The following is a 15,794-nucleotide window of genomic DNA, read 5'->3' on the forward strand; positions in this document are numbered from 1 at the left end:
GAGCCCTCCCGGTAGCCTGGAGCGCATGAGCGACAGCCAGCACGTCCGTGCCCGCGAGAACACCTCCGGCCGCGACCTGACGTACCCTCCGCTGCCCGAGGCCCTCGTGGTCCCCGTCTACGACAACCACACGCACCTCGAGATCGCCGACGGCCTCGAGCCGCTCGACTACCGCGAGCAGCTCGACCGGGCCTCCACGGTCGGCGTCCGCGGAGTCGTCCAGGTCGGGACCGACGTGGCGACGAGCCGCTGGTCGGCCGAGATGGCCGCTGCCGAGCCGCGCATGCTGGCCGCGGTCGCGATCCACCCCAACGAGGCGCCCGAGCTCGAGGCCCGCGGGGAGCTCGACGACGCCCTCGCGGTGATCGCCGAGCTCGCGACGCAGCCGCGCGTGCGCGCCGTCGGCGAGACCGGGCTCGACTTCTTCCGCACCGGCGAGAGCGGCCGCGGCGCCCAGTTCCGCTCGTTCGAGGAGCACATCCGCATCGCCAAGGAGAACGGGATCGCGCTGCAGATCCACGACCGCGACGCGCACCGCGAGGTGATGGACACGCTCCGCCGTGTCGGCGCCCCCGAGCGCACCGTCTTCCACTGCTTCTCGGGCGACGCCGAGATGGCCAGGATGTGCGCCGAGGAGGGGTGGTACCTGTCCTTCGCGGGCAACGTCACCTTCAAGAACGCGGAGTCGCTGCGCGAGGCGCTGTCGGTCACTCCGCGGCACCTGATCCTCGTCGAGACCGACGCCCCGTTCCTCACTCCGAGCCCGCTGCGCGGCCGCCCGAACGCTCCGTACCTGCTCCCGCACACGCTGCGCGCGATGGCGCTGCACCTCGAGACCGACGTGGGGCACCTGGCCGCGACCATCGCCTCCAACACCGAGCAGGTCTACGGCGAGTGGGGCGGCGAGGTCGGCTCGGAGCCGACGGAGCCCGTGGGGCAGCTGGCATGAGCGGCCGCCACGCGGCGGACGCCGAGGCGCCCGCCGTTCCGCGGCTGCTCGGCCCCGCCGAGATCCGCGACCTCGCGCAGCTGCTGGACGTGACGCCGACCGAAGCTCGGTCAGAACTTCGTGCACGACGCCAACACCGTGCGCCGCATCGTCAAGCTCGCGCGCGTGCAGGCGGGCGAGACCGTGGTCGAGATCGGACCCGGCCTCGGCTCGCTGACGCTGGGCCTGCTCGAGGCCGGCGCGCAGGTCGTGGCCGTCGAGATCGACGGGCGGCTCGCCGAGCAGCTCCCGCGCACGGTCGAGCTGATGGCGCCCGGGGCCGACCTGCACGTGGTGCACGCCGACGCGATGCGCGTGCTCGAGCTGCCGGGCGATCCCGTCCGTCTCGTGGCGAACCTCCCGTACAACATCTCGGTGCCGGTGCTGCTGCACTTCCTCGAGCACTTCCCGAGCATCCGCTCCGGAGTGGTCATGGTGCAGTCCGAGGTCGGCCTCCGGCTCGCCGCGGGCCCGGGCTCCAAGGTCTACGGCGGCCCCAGCGTGAAGGCCGCCTGGTTCGGCTCGTTCTCGACCGGCGGCACCGTCTCGCGGCAGATCTTCTGGCCCGTCCCCAACGTCGACAGCGTGCTCGTGGCGTTCGAGCGCGGCGAGGAGCCGGGCGACGAGACCCTGCGCCGGGCCGTCTTCGCGGTCGTCGACGCGGCCTTCGCCCAGCGGAGGAAGATGCTGCGCCAGTCGCTCGCCCCGCTCTTCGGCGACAGCGCCTCGGCGATCGCCGCCCTCGAATCGGCGGGCGTCCCGCAGACTGCTCGCGGCGAGGAGCTGACCGTCGACTCCTTCGTCGCGCTGGGCCGCACGCTCGATCCCGCTCGCGTGCCGACCCGCGGCGGCACCGTGCCGGACCCGGTCGAGGAGGACCCCGGGACGGACCCGTCCGACGGGCACGAGGGCCCCTCCGCCACCCTGTAGCTTGGAGGCATGGCTGCTCGCGCGACGTCGACCGTGGTCCACGCGCGGGCACCGGGCAAGATCAACGTCTTCCTCAAGGTGGGGGCCGTTCGCGAGGACGGCTACCACGAGCTCGCGACCGCGTTCCAGTCGCTCTCGCTCTACGAGGACGTGCGCGCCAGCGCCGCCGACGACTTCTCGGTCGCCTTCTCGGGCTCGATCGACACGAGCGGCCTCGCGGTCGACGGCAGCAACCTCGCCGTCAAGGCCGCGAGAGCGCTCGCACGAGCGACGGGCCACCGCGGAGGCGTGCACCTCGAGATCGAGAAGAACGTCCCGATCGCGGGCGGCATGGGCGGCGGATCGGCCGACGCGGCCGCGACGCTCCTCGCCTGCGACGCGCTGTGGGGCACGGCCTGCACGCGGGAGCAGCTCCTCGGCATCGCCGCGAGCCTCGGCGCCGACGTGCCCTTCGCCTTCACAGGCGGCACGGCGATCGGAGTGGGCCGCGGCGACGAGCTGAGCCCCGCGCTCGCGAAGGGCCGCTTCGAGTGGGTGCTCGTGCTCTCGGAGCAGGGGCTCTCGACTCCGGAGGTCTACAGCGAGCTCGACCGCCACCGCGAGCGGCACCTGCACGACTTCCGCCCCATCTCGGCCTCGCCGAGCGTCGACCCCAATGTGCTGCAGGCGCTGAGGGCGGGCGACGCGGCGATGCTCGCCGACGCGATGCACAACGACCTCCAGGCTCCGGCGCTGCACCTGCAGCCGGGTCTGGCGCGGATCCTGGAGCGCGGCGAGGAGAGCGGCGCCCTCGGCGGGCTCGTCTCGGGCTCGGGACCCACCGTCGCCTTCCTCGCGGCGGACGCGGATGCGGCTCTCGAGCTCCAGCTGGAGCTGACGACCGCGCGCTACAAGGCCCTCCGCGTGACCGGCCCCGTGCACGGAGCGAGACTCCTCTCGATCTGAGCGGGCCCCAGCCCGCACCCCGCGCAGTGGCTTAGAGTGCGGCTCATGCCCCCAGAAGAGCCGCACTGCTCGCGATCCTCACGGGGATCGTCTCCGCCGTCGTCGCCCTCGCGAGCGCCGAGCTCGTGGCCGTGTTCACGGCGCCGGAGGCGGTCCGCTCGTCGCGGTCGGGGGTTTCGTCATCGACATCGTGCCGCCCGGCGTGAAGGACACGGTGATCGCGCTGTTCGGCACGGGCGACAAGATCGTGCTGCTCGCCTCGCTCGCGTTCGCGGTCGCGCTGCTCGCGGTCGCGGCGGGTCTGCTGGAGTTCCGCCGCCCGCCGCTGGGCGCGCTGCTCCTCGTGGTCGTCGCCGGTCTCGGCGCCCTCGCCGCGGTCACACGGGAGGTGCGACCGGACTTTCGGCCGCTCCGAGCATCGCGGGCATGGTCGCCGGCGCGCTGGTGCTTTGGACCGCCTCGGCCCGGCTGCGCGCCTGGGACGACGAGCCCGCGCGGGGTGGGACCGACCGGCGGTCCTTCCTCCGCCTCGTGGGCATCGCCGGAGCCGCCGCCGTCGTGGTGGGCGTCGGCGCCCGCCTGGCCACCGCCGCCTCCGCGGCCGTCACCGCCGTCCGCGAGGCCGTGGTGCTGCCGAGGGCCGCGGCCGCCGCCCCGCCCGTCCCGGCCGCCGCCGTCCTCGACGACGTCGAGGGCATCAGCTCGTTCGTCACCCCGAACGCCGAGTTCTACCGCATCGACACGGCCCTGTCGGTCCCCTCCGTCGACCCCGCCGACTGGTCGCTCCGGATCCACGGCATGGTCGAGGAGGAGATCGTGCTCACCTGGGACGAGCTGCTCGCCCTGCCGCTCGAGGAGCACCTGGTGACCCTGTCGTGCGTCTCGAACGAGGTGGGCGGCGATCTGATCGGCACCGCGCTGTGGCTCGGCTACCCGATCCGCGAGCTGCTCGCCCGCGCACGGCCGACCGCCGGCGCCGACATGGTCCTCTCGCGCAGCATCGACGGCTTCACCGCCTCGAGCCCGCTCGAGGTGCTGGCCGACGAGAACCGGGCGAGCATCCTCGCCGTCGGGATGAACGGCGAGCCCCTGCCCGTCGAGCACGGCTTCCCGGTGCGGATGGTCGTGCCCGGGCTCTACGGCTACGTCTCCGCGACCAAGTGGGTCACCGAGCTGAAGGTGACGACGTTCGCCGACGACGTGGCCTACTGGTCGACGCGCGGCTGGACGGAGCGCGGCCCGATCAAGGTCGAGTCGCGGATCGACGTGCCGCGCCAGGGTCAGGCGGTCGCCGCGGGCACGGTCGCGGTCGCCGGAGTCGCGTGGGCTCCGCACACCGGCATCTCGAAGGTCGAGGTGCAGGTCGACGGGGAGTGTGGCAGGAGCGCTCGCCTGGCCGAGGCGGTCACCGCCGACACGTGGATCCAGTGGGTCTACGAGTGGGAGGCCCTGCCCGGCGATCACGTCCTGCTCGTGCGGGCCACCGACTCCGAGGGGCTCACCCAGACCTCGGACGAGGCGCCGCCGGCTCCCGACGGAGCCACCGGCTGGCACCTCAGGACGATCACCGTCGCCTGGCGGTCGGCCGGGCCGCTCCGGAGCCCCGTAAAATCGATCCCTATGGCACATCTCCTGGGCGCTGAGGCGCTGCGACTCGAGTACCCCACGCGGGTCATCTTCGACGACGTCTCGCTCGGCATCGAGGAGGGCGACCGCATCGGCATCGTCGGCCGCAACGGCGACGGCAAGTCGACCCTCCTGCGCCTGCTCGCGCAGCGCATCGAACCGGACGCGGGGCGCGTCACGCACCGCCGCGGCGTCACGCTCGGCATGCTCGACCAGGCCGACACGGTCGACGAGGAGCTCACGGTCGCCCAGGCGGTCGTCGGCGGGCTCGAGGAGCACGAGTGGGCGGGCGACGCGCGCACCCGCGACGTGATCGCCGGTCTCCTGCGCGACGTTCCGTGGGACGGAGTCGTCGGCTCGCTCTCGGGAGGCCAGCGCCGCCGGGTCGCCCTCGCGAAGCTCCTCGTCGGCGACTGGGACGTGGTCTTCCTCGACGAGCCCACCAACCACCTCGACGTCGAGGGCATCGCCTGGCTCGCCGAGCACCTCAAGCGCCGCTGGGCCACGGCCTCCGGCGGCCTCGCCGTCGTGACCCACGACCGCTGGTTCCTCGACGAGATCTGCACCGCCACGTGGGAGGTGCACGACCGCATCGTCGAGCCCTTCGAGGGTGGCTACGCGGCCTACATCCTGCAGCGCGTCGAGCGCGACCGCATGGCCTCCACCATGGAGGCCAAGCGCCAGAACCTGATGAAGAAGGAGCTCGCGTGGCTGCGCCGCGGAGCCCCGCCCGCACCGCGAAGCCCAAGTTCCGCATCGACGCGGCCAACCAGCTGATCGAGGACGAGCCGCCCGTGCGCGACTCCGTCTCGCTGTCGCAGCTCGCGGTCTCGCGACTGGGCAAGGACGTCGTCGACCTGCTGGACGTGACCGTGCGCTACGGCGAGCGGACGGTGCTCAACCGCATCGAGTGGCGGATCGCGCCCGGCGAGCGCACCGGCATCCTCGGCGTCAACGGCGCGGGCAAGTCGACCCTCCTGGGCCTGGTGGCCGGCAGCGTCGAGCCCACGAGCGGGAAGGTGAAGCGCGGCACCACGGTGCGCGTCGCGATCCTCGACCAGCAGCTGCGCGAGCTCACGGAGGTGCAGGACCAGCCCGTCCGCGAGATCATCGCGCAGCAGCGCACCAGCTACTCCATCGGCGGCAAGGACATGACGCCGGGGCAGCTGCTCGAGCGCCTCGGCTTCTCGAGCGCGCAGCTGTCGACGCCGGTGAAGGACCTCTCGGGAGGTCAGCGCCGGCGCCTCCAGCTCCTGCTGATCCTGCTGAGCGAGCCGAACGTGCTGATCCTCGACGAGCCGACCAACGATCTCGACACCGACATGCTCGCGGCGATCGAGGACCTGCTCGACTCCTGGCCGGGCACGCTGCTCGTCGTCTCGCACGACCGGTACCTGCTCGAGCGGGTCACCGATCAGCAGTACGCGGTGCTCGAGGGGGCGTTCCGGCACCTGCCGGGAGGCGTGGAGCAGTACCTGGAGCTGCGCCGCGCGCTCGAGAAGGCGGGGCCGGCGGCGCTGACCTCGTCCCCCTCCGCAGCACCCTCGGGGCTCGGTGGCGCCGAGCGGCGCACCGCCGAGAAGGAGGTGTCGGCGATCGACCGGCGCCTGCACAAGCTGACCCAGCTGGCGAAGACGGTGCACGAGAAGATGGCGACCCACGACCAGGACGACTACGACGGCATCCTGGCGCTCAACGCGACGCTCCGGGGCTACGAGGACGAGACCGCCGAACTCGAGCTGCGCTGGCTGGAGCTCTCGGAGCAGCTGGAGGGCTGAGCCGGGGCGGGCCCGTCCTCAGCCGAAGTCGAGCGAGAGCTTGCGGAGCAGCTGCGCCAGCCGCTCCTGCTGCGCGTGCGTCAGCGCGCCCAGCAGCTCCTGCTCGGCGTCGACCAGCCGGGTGATCGCGGCGTCCACGCGCGCGAGCCCGGACGGCGTCATCTGGACGAGGACGCCGCGTCCGTCGTTGGGGTCGTCGAGGCGCTCGACCAGCTCGCGCTCGACGAGGCGGTCGATGCGGTTGGTCATGGTGCCGCTGGTGACCATGGTCGCCTGCAGCAGCTGCTTGGGGGAGAGGCGGTAGGGGGCGCCGGCGCGGCGCAGCGCCGACAGCACGTCGAACTCCCACGTCTCGAGCTCCGAGCGGCCGAAGGCGATCCCGCGGGCGCGCTCGAGCTGCTTGGCCAGCCGCCGCATGCGGGAGAAGACCTGCAGCGGCGTGAAGTCCAGATCGGGTCGTTCCCTCACCCAGGCGTCGACGATGCCGTCGACCTCGTCGTTCGCGCTCACCCCTCCATTGTGGCGGGTGCGGGCTGCGAGGGTCCGCCCCGGGAGTCGTGAACGGGCGGCTCCGGAGTTCTGTGGGGGTCCCGGCCGGATGGCAGGATGGACGACGCGCGCGAGCGCGGTCCGCCATGGTGTAACGGCAGCACGGCAGCCTTTGGAGCTGTCCGGTCCAGGTTCGAATCCTGGTGGCGGAGCGGGGAAGACGAGGGTGCACCGGTCCCGGTGCGCCCGCCGAAGAGGAGACGCGATCATCGACAGCACGCTCGCGGTCGTGATCCTGGCCGCAGGCCAGGGCACCCGCATGAAGTCCCGCACACCCAAGGTGCTGCACCGCCTGGCCGGACGGCCGCTGCTCGGCCACGTCCTCGACACCGCGGCCTCGCTCGAGGCCGGGCACGTCGTCACCGTCGTGCGCCACGAGCGCGAGCGCGTCGCGGAGGCGGTGCTCGAGCACACGCCCGCGGCGCTCGTCGTCGACCAGGACGAGGTGCCGGGCACGGGACGCGCCGTCGAGCTCGGTCTCGCCGCTCTGCCCGCCGACTTCGCCGGGACCGTCGTGGTCCTCAGCGCCGACGTGCCGCTCCTGGACGCGCCGACCCTGCGCCGCCTGGTCGACGCGCACCTCGGCGCGGCGAACGCCCTGACGATGCTCTCGTGCGTGTTCGAGGACCCGACCGGCTTCGGCCGGATCGTCCGCGGCGAGGACGGCGGCTTCGCCTCCATCGTCGAGCAGAAGGACGCCGACGCCGACCAGCTCGCCATCGCCGAGATCAACGCCGGCGTCTACGCCTTCGACGCCGCGGCCCTCCGAGCCGTCATCGGCGGCATCGGCACGGACAACGCGCAGCGGGAGATGTACCTCACCGACGCCGCGGCCGCGCTCAAGGCCGCCGGCCGCGCGATCGAGGCCGTGCCCGTGCAGGACCGGTGGCTCGTCGCCGGCATCAACGACCGCGCGCAGCTCTCGGACGCGGCCGTCGAGCTGAACGCCCGCATCGTCCGCCGCTGGCAGCTCGAGGGCGTCACGATCCAGGACCCGGCGACGACCTGGATCGACGTGGACGCGGTCCTCGCGCCCGACGTCGAGATCCTGCCCGGCACGCAGATCAAGGGACCGACCGTCATCGCGACGGGCGCGATCATCGGCCCCGACACGACCCTCGACTCCTGCGAGATCGGCGAGGACGCCGTCGTGAAGCGCTCGGACGCCACCCTCGCCGTGATCGGCGCGGGTGCCCAGGTCGGGCCGTTCTCCTTCCTCCGCCCCGGCACCGTGCTGGGCGCGAAGGGCAAGATCGGCACGTACGTCGAGACGAAGAACGCCGTCATCGGAGCCGGATCGAAGGTGCCGCACCTCTCGTACGTCGGCGACGCGACCATCGGCGAGGAGTCGAACATCGGCGCGGGCTCGATCTTCGCCAACTACGACGGAGTGACCAAGGCGTCGTCCGTGGTCGGGTCGCACGTGCGCGCCGGGTCGCACAACGTCTTCGTCGCCCCCGTTAGAATCGGGGACGGAGCGTACACGGGTGCTGGAACGGTCGTCCGCAAGGACATCCCGGCCGGAGCCCTCGGCATCACCGTCGCTCCGCAGCGCAACATGGCCGGTTGGGTGCAGACCCACCGACCCAGGACCGCGGCGGCGACCGCCGCCGAGGCCGCCCGGGTGCTCGAGCCCGAGGGCTCGGACCAGCCGACCGGAGGAAGCGGAGAACAGTGACGGGCATCACCGCCAGCAACAAGAAGAGCCTGGTCCTCGTCTCGGGGAGGGCGCATCCGGCACTGGCGGAAGCGGTCGCCGACGAGCTGGGCACCGAGCTCGTGACCACCGAGGGGCGCACCTTCGCCAACGGCGAGCTGTACGTGCGCTACGGCGAATCCGTGCGCGGAGGCGACGTGTTCGTGCTCCAGTCGCACACCTCGCCGATCAACGAGTGGCTCATGGAGCAGCTCATCATGGTCGACGCGCTCAAGCGCGCCTCGGCGAAGCGGATCACGGTCGTCGCGCCGTTCTACCCCTACGCCCGCCAGGACAAAAAGGGCCGCGGCCGCGAGCCGATCTCGGCCCGCCTCGTCGCCGACCTGTTCAAGGCCGCCGGAGCCGACCGCATCATGTCGGTCGACCTGCACGCCGCGCAGATCCAGGGCTTCTTCGACGGCCCCGTCGACCACCTCTTCGCCATGCCTGTGCTGCTCGAGCACTTCCGCGAGAAGCTCGACCCCTCGACCCTCACGGTCGTCTCGCCCGACATGGGCCGCGTCCGCGTCGCCGACATCTGGAGCGACAAGCTCGGCGTGCCGCTCGCGATCATCCACAAGCGCCGCGACCCCAAGGTCGCCAACCAGGTCTCCGTGCACGAGATCGTCGGCGAGGTGGAGGGCCGCGTCTGCCTCCTCGTCGACGACCTCATCGACACCGGCCGCACCATCGCGAAGGCCGCCGAGGCGCTGAAGAACGCCGGAGCGATCGGCGTCGTCGTCGCCGCGACCCACGCGGTGTTCTCGGACCCGGCGCGCGAGCTCCTCAGCTCCGAGTTCATCGACTCCGTCGTCGTCACCGACACCCTCCCGCTGCCGGAGGAGAAGAAGTGGGACCGCCTGACGATCCTCCCGATCGCGCCGCCGCTGGCGCGCGCGATCCACGAGGTCTTCGACGATGGTTCCGTCACCTCCATGTTCGACGGCGACGCCTAGCCCGGCACGGCTCAGGAGGCGCCGTCCGCGGCGTTGTCCCCGGGCGCGATACCGCCGGTATCGCTTCTTCCTCCGCCTTGCAGACGACACCTCCGAGCCGCGCCGGCAGCCCCGGAGGCGCCGTCTGCGGCGTTGTCGTCGGGCGCGATACCGCCGGTATCGCTTCCTCCTCCGCCTTGCAGCCGACGCCTCCGGGCCGCGCCGACCGGTCGAGTTGGGCGTGCGCCTCCGAGCCGTGCCGGTGGTCGGGTGAGGCGTGCCGTCCTCGGGCGTGCGACCGCCAGTGTGGCGTGCACGTTCGCCCTGCGGACGAGGTCTTCGAGCCGCTCCGCGGGCGCGGTCCGGGCGACACGCGAATCGGTGTCCACCGGGAGAACCCCCGCACGAGGGGTGCTGGCCTAGGGTGAGCGGGTGCCCGAGCGACGCGAGACCGGTGAGCGGCATGCGCTGCGTCCCGCGGAGCCCGTCGGCGCGATCGCGCTCGCGGGAGTGTTCCTCGTCCTCTCGCCCGCGGCGCTCGAGGCCGGCTGGTGGCTGCTGCTCGGGATCGGCATCGCGGCCGCGCTGACCGTGATCGGGGCGATCGCCGACTCCGGTCGCGAGGTGCACGACGGCCCCACGGGGAGTGGCTCGCGCTCGCGGGCCGAGCGCTCGGTGCCTCCGCCCTCGCCCTCACGGCGGCTGACCACGTCCTCGGGGCCGCCGCGCGTCCCGCGGCGGTGCTCCTCCTGGTCGCGGTCACGGTCTTCGTCCTGCGCGGCGGCGTGGTGCGGCCGGCGCTCGCGCGGGTGCTCGGACTGCTGGTCCTCCTCCTGCTGACCGCGGCGGCCGTGACGGTGCTCGTCACCCCGCCCGTGGTCCCTCCGGCCGACACGGTGATCGGCGGTGCGGAGGGGGCGACCACCGCCGCGGCGTACGCCCTGTTCCTCGTCGCACCGGCTCCTCCGGCGTGCGCGTGCGCCTCCGGTCGGCACTCGTGACGACGGGCGCCGTCGCTCTCGCCGCGAGCGCCCTCGGTGCGGGGCTCCTGCTGCTCGTCGGCCCCGCGGCCCTCGCCGCGACGCCCACCCCTCTGCTGGCGGCCGCGGCGGGGACCGCGGCCCAGCCGCTCGTGGCGATCGCCGCCGTGCTCGCGTGCGTCCTCGCGCTCGTCGTGCTGCTCCGGCGCGACGCGAGCGCCCTCGTGCGACTGGTGCGCGCCGGCGAGATCCCCGGTCCTCTCGCGGGCATCAGCGCCAGGACGGGCGCGCCGGTCGCTCCCCAGCTGCTCGTCTGCCTGGTCTCGGTGCTCTCGGTCGTGATCCTCGACGCGGATGCGCTGCTCGCGTTCGCGGTCGGCGCCGGCCTCCTGGTGCTCCTCCTGCGCCGGATCGACCAGGCCGAGCTGCGCAGCTGGTCGGCGGTGGTGTCGGCGGTCGGCGCGCTGGTGCTGCTGCTCGCGCTGCCGACCGCGACGGCGGCGGCGGTGGCGGTGCTGCTCGCGGTGCTGCTGATCGTGCGGGCGTTCCGGCGCTGAAGTCCCGTCGGCGCCCCGAGCTCAGAGCGGTGCGGCCGCGGTGTCGATCGAGGCGGCAGCCAGGCGGAGGGCGAGCGGATCCGCGCGGACGCGGTCCAGACCCGCTCGGACGGCGCCGAGCGCGACGGCGCGGTCGCCCAGTGTCGAGGGGACGATCCGGGGCGCGGGGGCGTGGACGAGGGGCGCGATGCGCTCCGAGACGTCTGCCAGCAGTGGGCCGGCCGACTCGGCGAGAGCCCCGCCGACCACGAGGAGCGAGACGTCCAGCAGGTTGGCGAGGGTCGCGGCGACGCTCGTCAGGCGGACGGCGAGCCGATCGACGATCTCGAGGGCGAGGGCGTCCCCGGCGGCCGCGGCGGCCAGCACCTGCTCGGCGCCCGGGAGCGGCGCCGCATCCAGGAGCGAGGGCGCGCGGTCCTCGGTAGCGAGGGCCTCCTGCGCCCAGGTCCGGGCGAGCGCGGCGACGCCCTCTGCCGAGCCGACCCCCTCGACCAGGTCGAGGTAGCGCATCTCGCCGGTGAGGCCCCGGGCGCCGCGGAGCAGCGTGCCGCCGAGGACGACACCGCCGCCCAGGCGCTCGCCCGAGAGCAGGGTCAGATAGTCGGAGCATCCGACGGCCGCACCCCGCCAGCCCTCGGCGAGGGCCGCGAGGTTGGCATCGTTGTCGACCACCGGGCGCCAGCCCCGATCGGCGAAGCGGTCGGCGAGACCGGGGTTCATCGCGCTCCAGAAGCCGTTGTCGTCGGCGGGGAGCGGCCGTCGGCGTCGACCGGTGCCGGGACGCCGAAGGTGATCGCCAGCACCCCGGCATCGGCCACTCCCGCCTGCTGGAGTGTGCGGTCGAGGATCCGCTCGATGTCGGCGAGGCGCCGCTCGTGCGGGAGCTCCTCGACGGGCTCGTGCTCGACCGGCTCGACGCGGTGCGCGATCGAGTCGCCGAGGAGGTCCGCGACGTCGACGCCGACGCTGTGCTGACCGGCGTCGACCCCCACGATCACGCCCGCCTCGCGCCGCAGCGCGTAGCGGCGGGCGGGGCGGCCCTTGACGTAGTCGCCCGCAGCGCGCTGGTTCTCGAGCTCCTCGAGCCAGCCGAGCTCGATGAGGTCGTCGCAGACCGCGATCACGGTCGACCGCGTGAGCCCGGTGCGCTCGATCAGATCGGACGCCGTCATCGGCTCGCCGCTCCACGCGCCCTGCAGGATCTCGAGGGCGTTGCGCCGGCGCTGGAACGAGAACACGTTCTCGGACATCGGTTCCGCCTCCCTCTTGACCCGAGCGGGATCGGCTGCAACAGTACATCGCGTACTAGATTTTCTTCTCAGATTTAGTCGACGAAGCAACTTATCCCCGCCAGATCCACCTGCCAGACCGGGAGACGACGACGCCCCTCACCACCCCACCCAGCGGCGGCCTGCGCCGACGGACCCTCCTCACCGCCGCAGTGAGCGGGCGCCGCGGCGCTCGGTCTCGCCGCGTGCGCGTCCCCCTCGGGCGCCCGAGGTGCGACCGAGATCGTGTTCCACCAGTCCAAGCCCGAGGTCATCGGCTACTTCGACGAGGTGATCGAGAAGTTCCACGCCGCGCAGTCGCGCGTGCGGGTCGTCCACGACTTCTCCTCCAACCTCTCGGCAGGCTTCGTGCGGACCAACCCGCCGGACCTCGGCTGCCTCAACTACAACTTCGAGGTCGCGCGCTTCGTCGAGCGGGGGGCGTTCAGCGATCTGTCGGACATGCCGGAGGCGGAGCGCATCAACCCGGCGCTGCAGCCGCTGATCGAGCAGACCGCGTCGTACCCGGACCGGACCAGCGTGCTGCCGTACTCGCTGATGATGTCGGCCGTGCTCTACAACCGCGACATCTTCGCCCAGCAGGGGCTCGAGGTGCCGACGACCTGGACGGAGTTCCTCGCGGTCTGCGACGCGCTGCAGGCCGCGGGCATCACTCCGCTCTACAGCACCTACAAGGACCCGTGGACGGTCTCGCAGGGCCTCTTCGACTACTCCGTCGGCGGCACCGTCGACCTCGAGTCGTTCTTCTCGCAGCTGAAGGAGCAGGGCCCGGACGTCGGACCCGGGTCGCCGGTCTCGTTCCAGAAGGACCTCGCCGCGCCGATGGAGCAGATGCTGCAGATCGCCGCGTACTCGAACCCCGATGCGGCCAGCCGTGCCTACGGAGACGGGAACCTCGCGTTCTCGAACGGCGAGGCCGCGATGTACTTCCAGGGGCCGTGGGCGCTGAGCGAGATCGCGAAGACGGCCCCCGACCTCTCGGTCGGAGCCTTCCCGCTGCCGATGACGGACGACCCCGAGGACCGCCGCGTCGCGTCAACGTCGACCTCGCCCTCTGGATCCCGGAGGCCTCCACCAAGAAGGAGGCGGCGCGCGAGTTCCTCGCGTTCCTGATGCGGCCCGAGATCATCGACGCCTACAACGCCGACAACAACGCGTTCGGAGTGACGACCGACGCCCCGGCCGTGACCCAGCCCACCCTCGTCGAGCTGCAGGAGTTCTACGACCGCGCCGCGTTCAGCCTCGGCGCCTCGCAGCTGGTGCCGCAGAACATCCCGTTGCAGAACTACGTGCAGGGCATGGTGCTCGGCTCCGACCCGCAGTCGACGCTGCGCACCATCGACGCCGACTGGGCGCGCATCGCGTTCCGCTCCTGATCCCCCTCCTCCCGCCGACCACTCTCAGAGACGAGACACCATGGCCACCACCCTCCCCGCACGGACGGAGGAGCGGCGCCCCGTCGCTGCCCACGCCGTCGCGCGCACCACGCCGAAGCGGCGCCGGGACCTCACGCTCCCGCTCTTCCTGCTCCCCGCGCTGATCCTCTTCACGCTCGCGATCACCCTGCCCGCGCTGATGGGCATCTTCTTCAGCTTCACCGACTCCATCGGCTTCGGGAGTGGACCTTCATCGGCTTCACGAACTACGTGGCGCTGTTCTCGGATCCGGCGATCGCGGCGTCCTACGGATTCACGGTCGCTCTGGCGCTGATGACGGTGCTCCTGGTCAACGTGATCGCGTTCCTGCTCGCCATCGCCCTCACCACGCAGATCCGGGGCAAGGTCGCCCTCCGCGCCGTCTTCGTGCTGCCGATGGTCGTCTCGGGCATCATCATCGCGTTCGTCTTCAACTTCCTCTTCTCGAACTCGCTGCCGGGCTTCGCCGCGTCGATCGGATTCACGCCGCTCGCGAGCAGCATGCTCGCCGACCCGAACCTCGCGTGGCTCGCGATCGTGATCGTCACCGCCTGGCAGTCGGTCCCTTCCGCCCTGCTGATCTACATCGCGGGCGTCCTCTCGATCCCCGGCGACGTCTACGAGGCCGCGTCGCTCGACGGGGCCTCGACGTGGGGCAGTTGCGCTCCATCACGCTGCCGCTCGTCGCCGGCTACGTGGTCATCAACCTCGTCATCGGCTTCAAGAACTTCCTCAACTCGTACGACATCATCGTCGGCCTCACCAACGGCGGACCGGGCACCTCGACCCGCAGCGTCGCGATGACGATCTTCTCGGGCTTCACCAGCGGCGACTACGCCTACCAGATGGCCAACGCCACGATCTTCTTCCTCATCGCGCTCGTGATCGCGCTCGTGCAACTGCGCATCTCGCGCGGAAAGGCGGCCTTCTGATGACCAGCCAGGTCCCCCTCTCGCCGGCGCTGCCCGGCACCCGCCCCGCCGCCGACGCGGACGCCCGACGCGGTGGCCGCCGGAGCCGCTCGAACCTCCTGCTCACGATCGTCCTGGCGATCTGCGCGTTGACGGTCGTCGCTCCGCTCTGGGTCACCGTGACCATGGCGTTCAAGACCACCGCTCAGGCCGTGGACGGCAACGCCTTCTCGATCCCCGCCCCGATCTCGATCGACGGCTTCGTGCAGGCGTGGACCCTCACCGACTTCCCCCGCGGTTTCGCGATCTCGCTGCTCGTCACCGCGATCACCGTCGGCGGCACCATCGTGCTCAGCGCCCTCGCCGCCTACGCGATCTCGCGCAACTGGAGCAGGAGGTTCTACCGCTTCTCGTTCTTCTACCTGCTCGCCGCGATGTTCCTGCCGTTCCCCGTCCTCGCGCTCTCGCAGGTCTCGCTGACCGGACTCGTCGGCCTCGACAACCCGATCGGCGTCGCGATCCTGCACATCATGTTCCAGCTCTCGTTCAGCGTCATGCTGTTCACCGCGTTCCTCCGCTCGCTGCCCGAGGAGCTCGAGGAGAGCGCACGGCTCGACGGAGCGACCACGAACCAGGTCTTCTGGCGACTGGTGTTCCCGCTGCTCGCCCCCATGAGCGCCACGGTCGGCATCTTCGCCTTCCTCGCCTCCTGGAACGACTTCATGATGCCCTCGCTCATCACGTCCGACCCCTCGCTGCAGACGCTGCCGGTGCTCCAGAGCATCTTCCAGACGCAGTTCAGCAACGACTACAACGTCGCCTTCGCCTCCTACCTGATGGCCATGGCGCCGGCGATCATCGTCTACCTCTTCACCCAGCGCTGGGTCATGTCCGGCGTGACTCAGGGGGCGATCAAGCAGATATCGCGGGCCTCGGAGCGGCGATCTGCGGCGTTGTCGTCGGTCGTCGTAGCTCCGCTACGCCTTCCCTCCTCCGCCTTGCAGCTCACCACCCCGAGACCCGCGACCTCTGCTGGAGGCGCGGAGAGGGCCGTGCTGCGCACGAGCCGAGGGGGAGGGGCCGTGCTGCGCACGAGCCGAGGGGGGAGGGGCCGTGCTGCGCACGAGCAGCTGCTCAGGAGCGGGGGCCCACCTCTGCTGATCGAGTAGCCCGCGGAGCGGGCGTATCGAGATCC

General features: G+C 72.0%; 12 protein-coding genes, 1 tRNA gene and 5 pseudogenes. 15 read left to right on the plus strand and 3 right to left on the minus strand.

Annotation, left to right across the window (positions count from 1 at the left end; translation table 11 throughout):
- Positions 1 to 25 precede the first annotated feature (25 nt).
- From AC0CII_RS23490 to AC0CII_RS23510, 5 genes and pseudogenes are all read left to right on the plus strand, one after another.
- A complete protein-coding gene (locus tag AC0CII_RS23490; protein WP_207403474.1) occupies positions 26 to 949 on the plus strand; it encodes a TatD family hydrolase in 924 nt (307 codons plus the stop codon).
- Positions 946 to 1,918, plus strand: a pseudogene (rsmA, locus tag AC0CII_RS23495) (16S rRNA (adenine(1518)-N(6)/adenine(1519)-N(6))-dimethyltransferase RsmA). The gene AC0CII_RS23490 and the pseudogene rsmA overlap by 4 nt, the downstream one beginning before the upstream one ends.
- A 9-nt stretch (positions 1,919 to 1,927) precedes the next feature.
- Entirely contained in the window at positions 1,928 to 2,863 is a 936-nt protein-coding gene (locus AC0CII_RS23500; RefSeq protein ID WP_207403472.1) for a 4-(cytidine 5'-diphospho)-2-C-methyl-D-erythritol kinase, read from the plus strand.
- A 798-nt stretch (positions 2,864 to 3,661) separates the two neighbouring features.
- Positions 3,662 to 4,000, plus strand: a pseudogene (locus AC0CII_RS23505) (molybdopterin-dependent oxidoreductase); the annotation flags it as partial.
- A gap of 483 nt (positions 4,001 to 4,483) precedes the next feature.
- A pseudogene (locus tag AC0CII_RS23510) lies at positions 4,484 to 6,267 on the plus strand (ABC-F family ATP-binding cassette domain-containing protein).
- Positions 6,268 to 6,285: 18 nt separating this feature from the next.
- Here AC0CII_RS23510 and AC0CII_RS23515 read toward each other — a convergent pair.
- Positions 6,286 to 6,777: a MarR family winged helix-turn-helix transcriptional regulator gene (locus AC0CII_RS23515; protein ID WP_251945203.1), complete on the minus strand. Its 492-nt coding sequence runs from the start codon at positions 6,775 to 6,777 to the stop codon at positions 6,286 to 6,288.
- Positions 6,778 to 6,896: 119 nt separating this feature from the next.
- Here AC0CII_RS23515 and AC0CII_RS23520 point away from each other — a divergent pair.
- The 6 genes from AC0CII_RS23520 to AC0CII_RS23545 all read left to right on the plus strand — a co-directional run bounded on the left by AC0CII_RS23520 (position 6,897) and on the right by AC0CII_RS23545 (position 10,984).
- A tRNA-Gln gene (locus AC0CII_RS23520) sits at positions 6,897 to 6,968 on the plus strand.
- Between the two features lie 53 nt (positions 6,969 to 7,021).
- Positions 7,022 to 8,494, plus strand: a complete 1,473-nt coding sequence (glmU, locus tag AC0CII_RS23525; protein WP_465231073.1) for a bifunctional UDP-N-acetylglucosamine diphosphorylase/glucosamine-1-phosphate N-acetyltransferase GlmU — start codon at positions 7,022 to 7,024, stop codon at positions 8,492 to 8,494.
- A complete protein-coding gene (locus tag AC0CII_RS23530; RefSeq protein ID WP_465230757.1) occupies positions 8,491 to 9,468 on the plus strand; it encodes a ribose-phosphate diphosphokinase in 978 nt (325 codons plus the stop codon). Before glmU ends, AC0CII_RS23530 begins: the two co-directional genes overlap by 4 nt.
- A 411-nt stretch (positions 9,469 to 9,879) precedes the next feature.
- Positions 9,880 to 10,287, plus strand: coding sequence for a hypothetical protein (locus AC0CII_RS23535; protein WP_465230758.1), 408 nt, complete (start codon positions 9,880 to 9,882; stop codon positions 10,285 to 10,287).
- Positions 10,257 to 10,448 carry a hypothetical protein gene (locus tag AC0CII_RS23540; RefSeq protein WP_465230759.1) on the plus strand — a complete coding sequence of 64 codons (192 nt, stop codon included), beginning with the start codon at positions 10,257 to 10,259 and terminating at the stop codon, positions 10,446 to 10,448. The genes AC0CII_RS23535 and AC0CII_RS23540 overlap by 31 nt, the downstream gene beginning before the upstream one ends.
- Positions 10,445 to 10,984 carry a hypothetical protein gene (locus AC0CII_RS23545; RefSeq protein ID WP_465230760.1) on the plus strand — a complete coding sequence of 180 codons (540 nt, stop codon included), beginning with the start codon at positions 10,445 to 10,447 and terminating at the stop codon, positions 10,982 to 10,984. The genes AC0CII_RS23540 and AC0CII_RS23545 overlap by 4 nt, the downstream gene beginning before the upstream one ends.
- Before the next feature lie 21 nt (positions 10,985 to 11,005).
- On the opposite strand, the gene AC0CII_RS23550 is transcribed toward AC0CII_RS23545, so the two are convergent.
- Both AC0CII_RS23550 and AC0CII_RS23555 read right to left on the minus strand, forming a co-directional pair.
- Positions 11,006 to 11,704: an ROK family protein gene (locus AC0CII_RS23550; RefSeq protein ID WP_465230761.1), complete on the minus strand. Its 699-nt coding sequence runs from the start codon at positions 11,702 to 11,704 to the stop codon at positions 11,006 to 11,008.
- A complete protein-coding gene (locus tag AC0CII_RS23555) occupies positions 11,701 to 12,234 on the minus strand; it encodes a helix-turn-helix domain-containing protein (protein WP_465230762.1) in 534 nt (177 codons plus the stop codon). The genes AC0CII_RS23550 and AC0CII_RS23555 overlap by 4 nt, the downstream gene beginning before the upstream one ends.
- 264 nt (positions 12,235 to 12,498) lie before the next feature.
- Between AC0CII_RS23555 and AC0CII_RS23560 the strand changes: the two genes are divergently transcribed.
- The 4 genes and pseudogenes from AC0CII_RS23560 to AC0CII_RS23575 form a co-directional block, all read left to right on the plus strand.
- Positions 12,499 to 13,386 (plus strand): ABC transporter substrate-binding protein, encoded by an 888-nt coding sequence (locus tag AC0CII_RS23560; RefSeq protein WP_465230763.1) that lies wholly within the window; start codon positions 12,499 to 12,501, stop codon positions 13,384 to 13,386.
- On the plus strand, positions 13,386 to 13,649 hold the full coding sequence (locus AC0CII_RS23565; RefSeq protein ID WP_465230764.1) for a hypothetical protein: 264 nt from the start codon (positions 13,386 to 13,388) through the stop codon (positions 13,647 to 13,649). The genes AC0CII_RS23560 and AC0CII_RS23565 overlap by 1 nt, the downstream gene beginning before the upstream one ends.
- A gap of 40 nt (positions 13,650 to 13,689) precedes the next feature.
- Positions 13,690 to 14,620: pseudogene (locus AC0CII_RS23570) on the plus strand (carbohydrate ABC transporter permease).
- Positions 14,620 to 15,516, plus strand: a pseudogene (locus AC0CII_RS23575) (carbohydrate ABC transporter permease); the annotation flags it as partial. The pseudogenes AC0CII_RS23570 and AC0CII_RS23575, both read left to right, overlap by 1 nt.
- Positions 15,517 to 15,794 lie beyond the last annotated feature (278 nt).

The organism is Rathayibacter sp. AC182, from assembly GCF_979253875.1.

What these genes read in the sequence shown, in the direction of transcription:
- AC0CII_RS23490 (WP_207403474.1), top strand. Translation starts at nt 26, where the DNA reads ATGAGCGACAGCCAGCACGTCCGTGCCCGCGAGAACACCTCCGGCCGC.
- AC0CII_RS23565 (WP_465230764.1), top strand. Translation starts at nt 13,386, where the DNA reads ATGCGGCCCGAGATCATCGACGCCTACAACGCCGACAACAACGCGTTC.
- AC0CII_RS23500 (WP_207403472.1), top strand. Translation starts at nt 1,928, where the DNA reads ATGGCTGCTCGCGCGACGTCGACCGTGGTCCACGCGCGGGCACCGGGC.
- AC0CII_RS23550 (WP_465230761.1), bottom strand. Translation starts at nt 11,704, where the DNA reads ATGAACCCCGGTCTCGCCGACCGCTTCGCCGATCGGGGCTGGCGCCCG.
- AC0CII_RS23555 (WP_465230762.1), bottom strand. Translation starts at nt 12,234, where the DNA reads ATGTCCGAGAACGTGTTCTCGTTCCAGCGCCGGCGCAACGCCCTCGAG.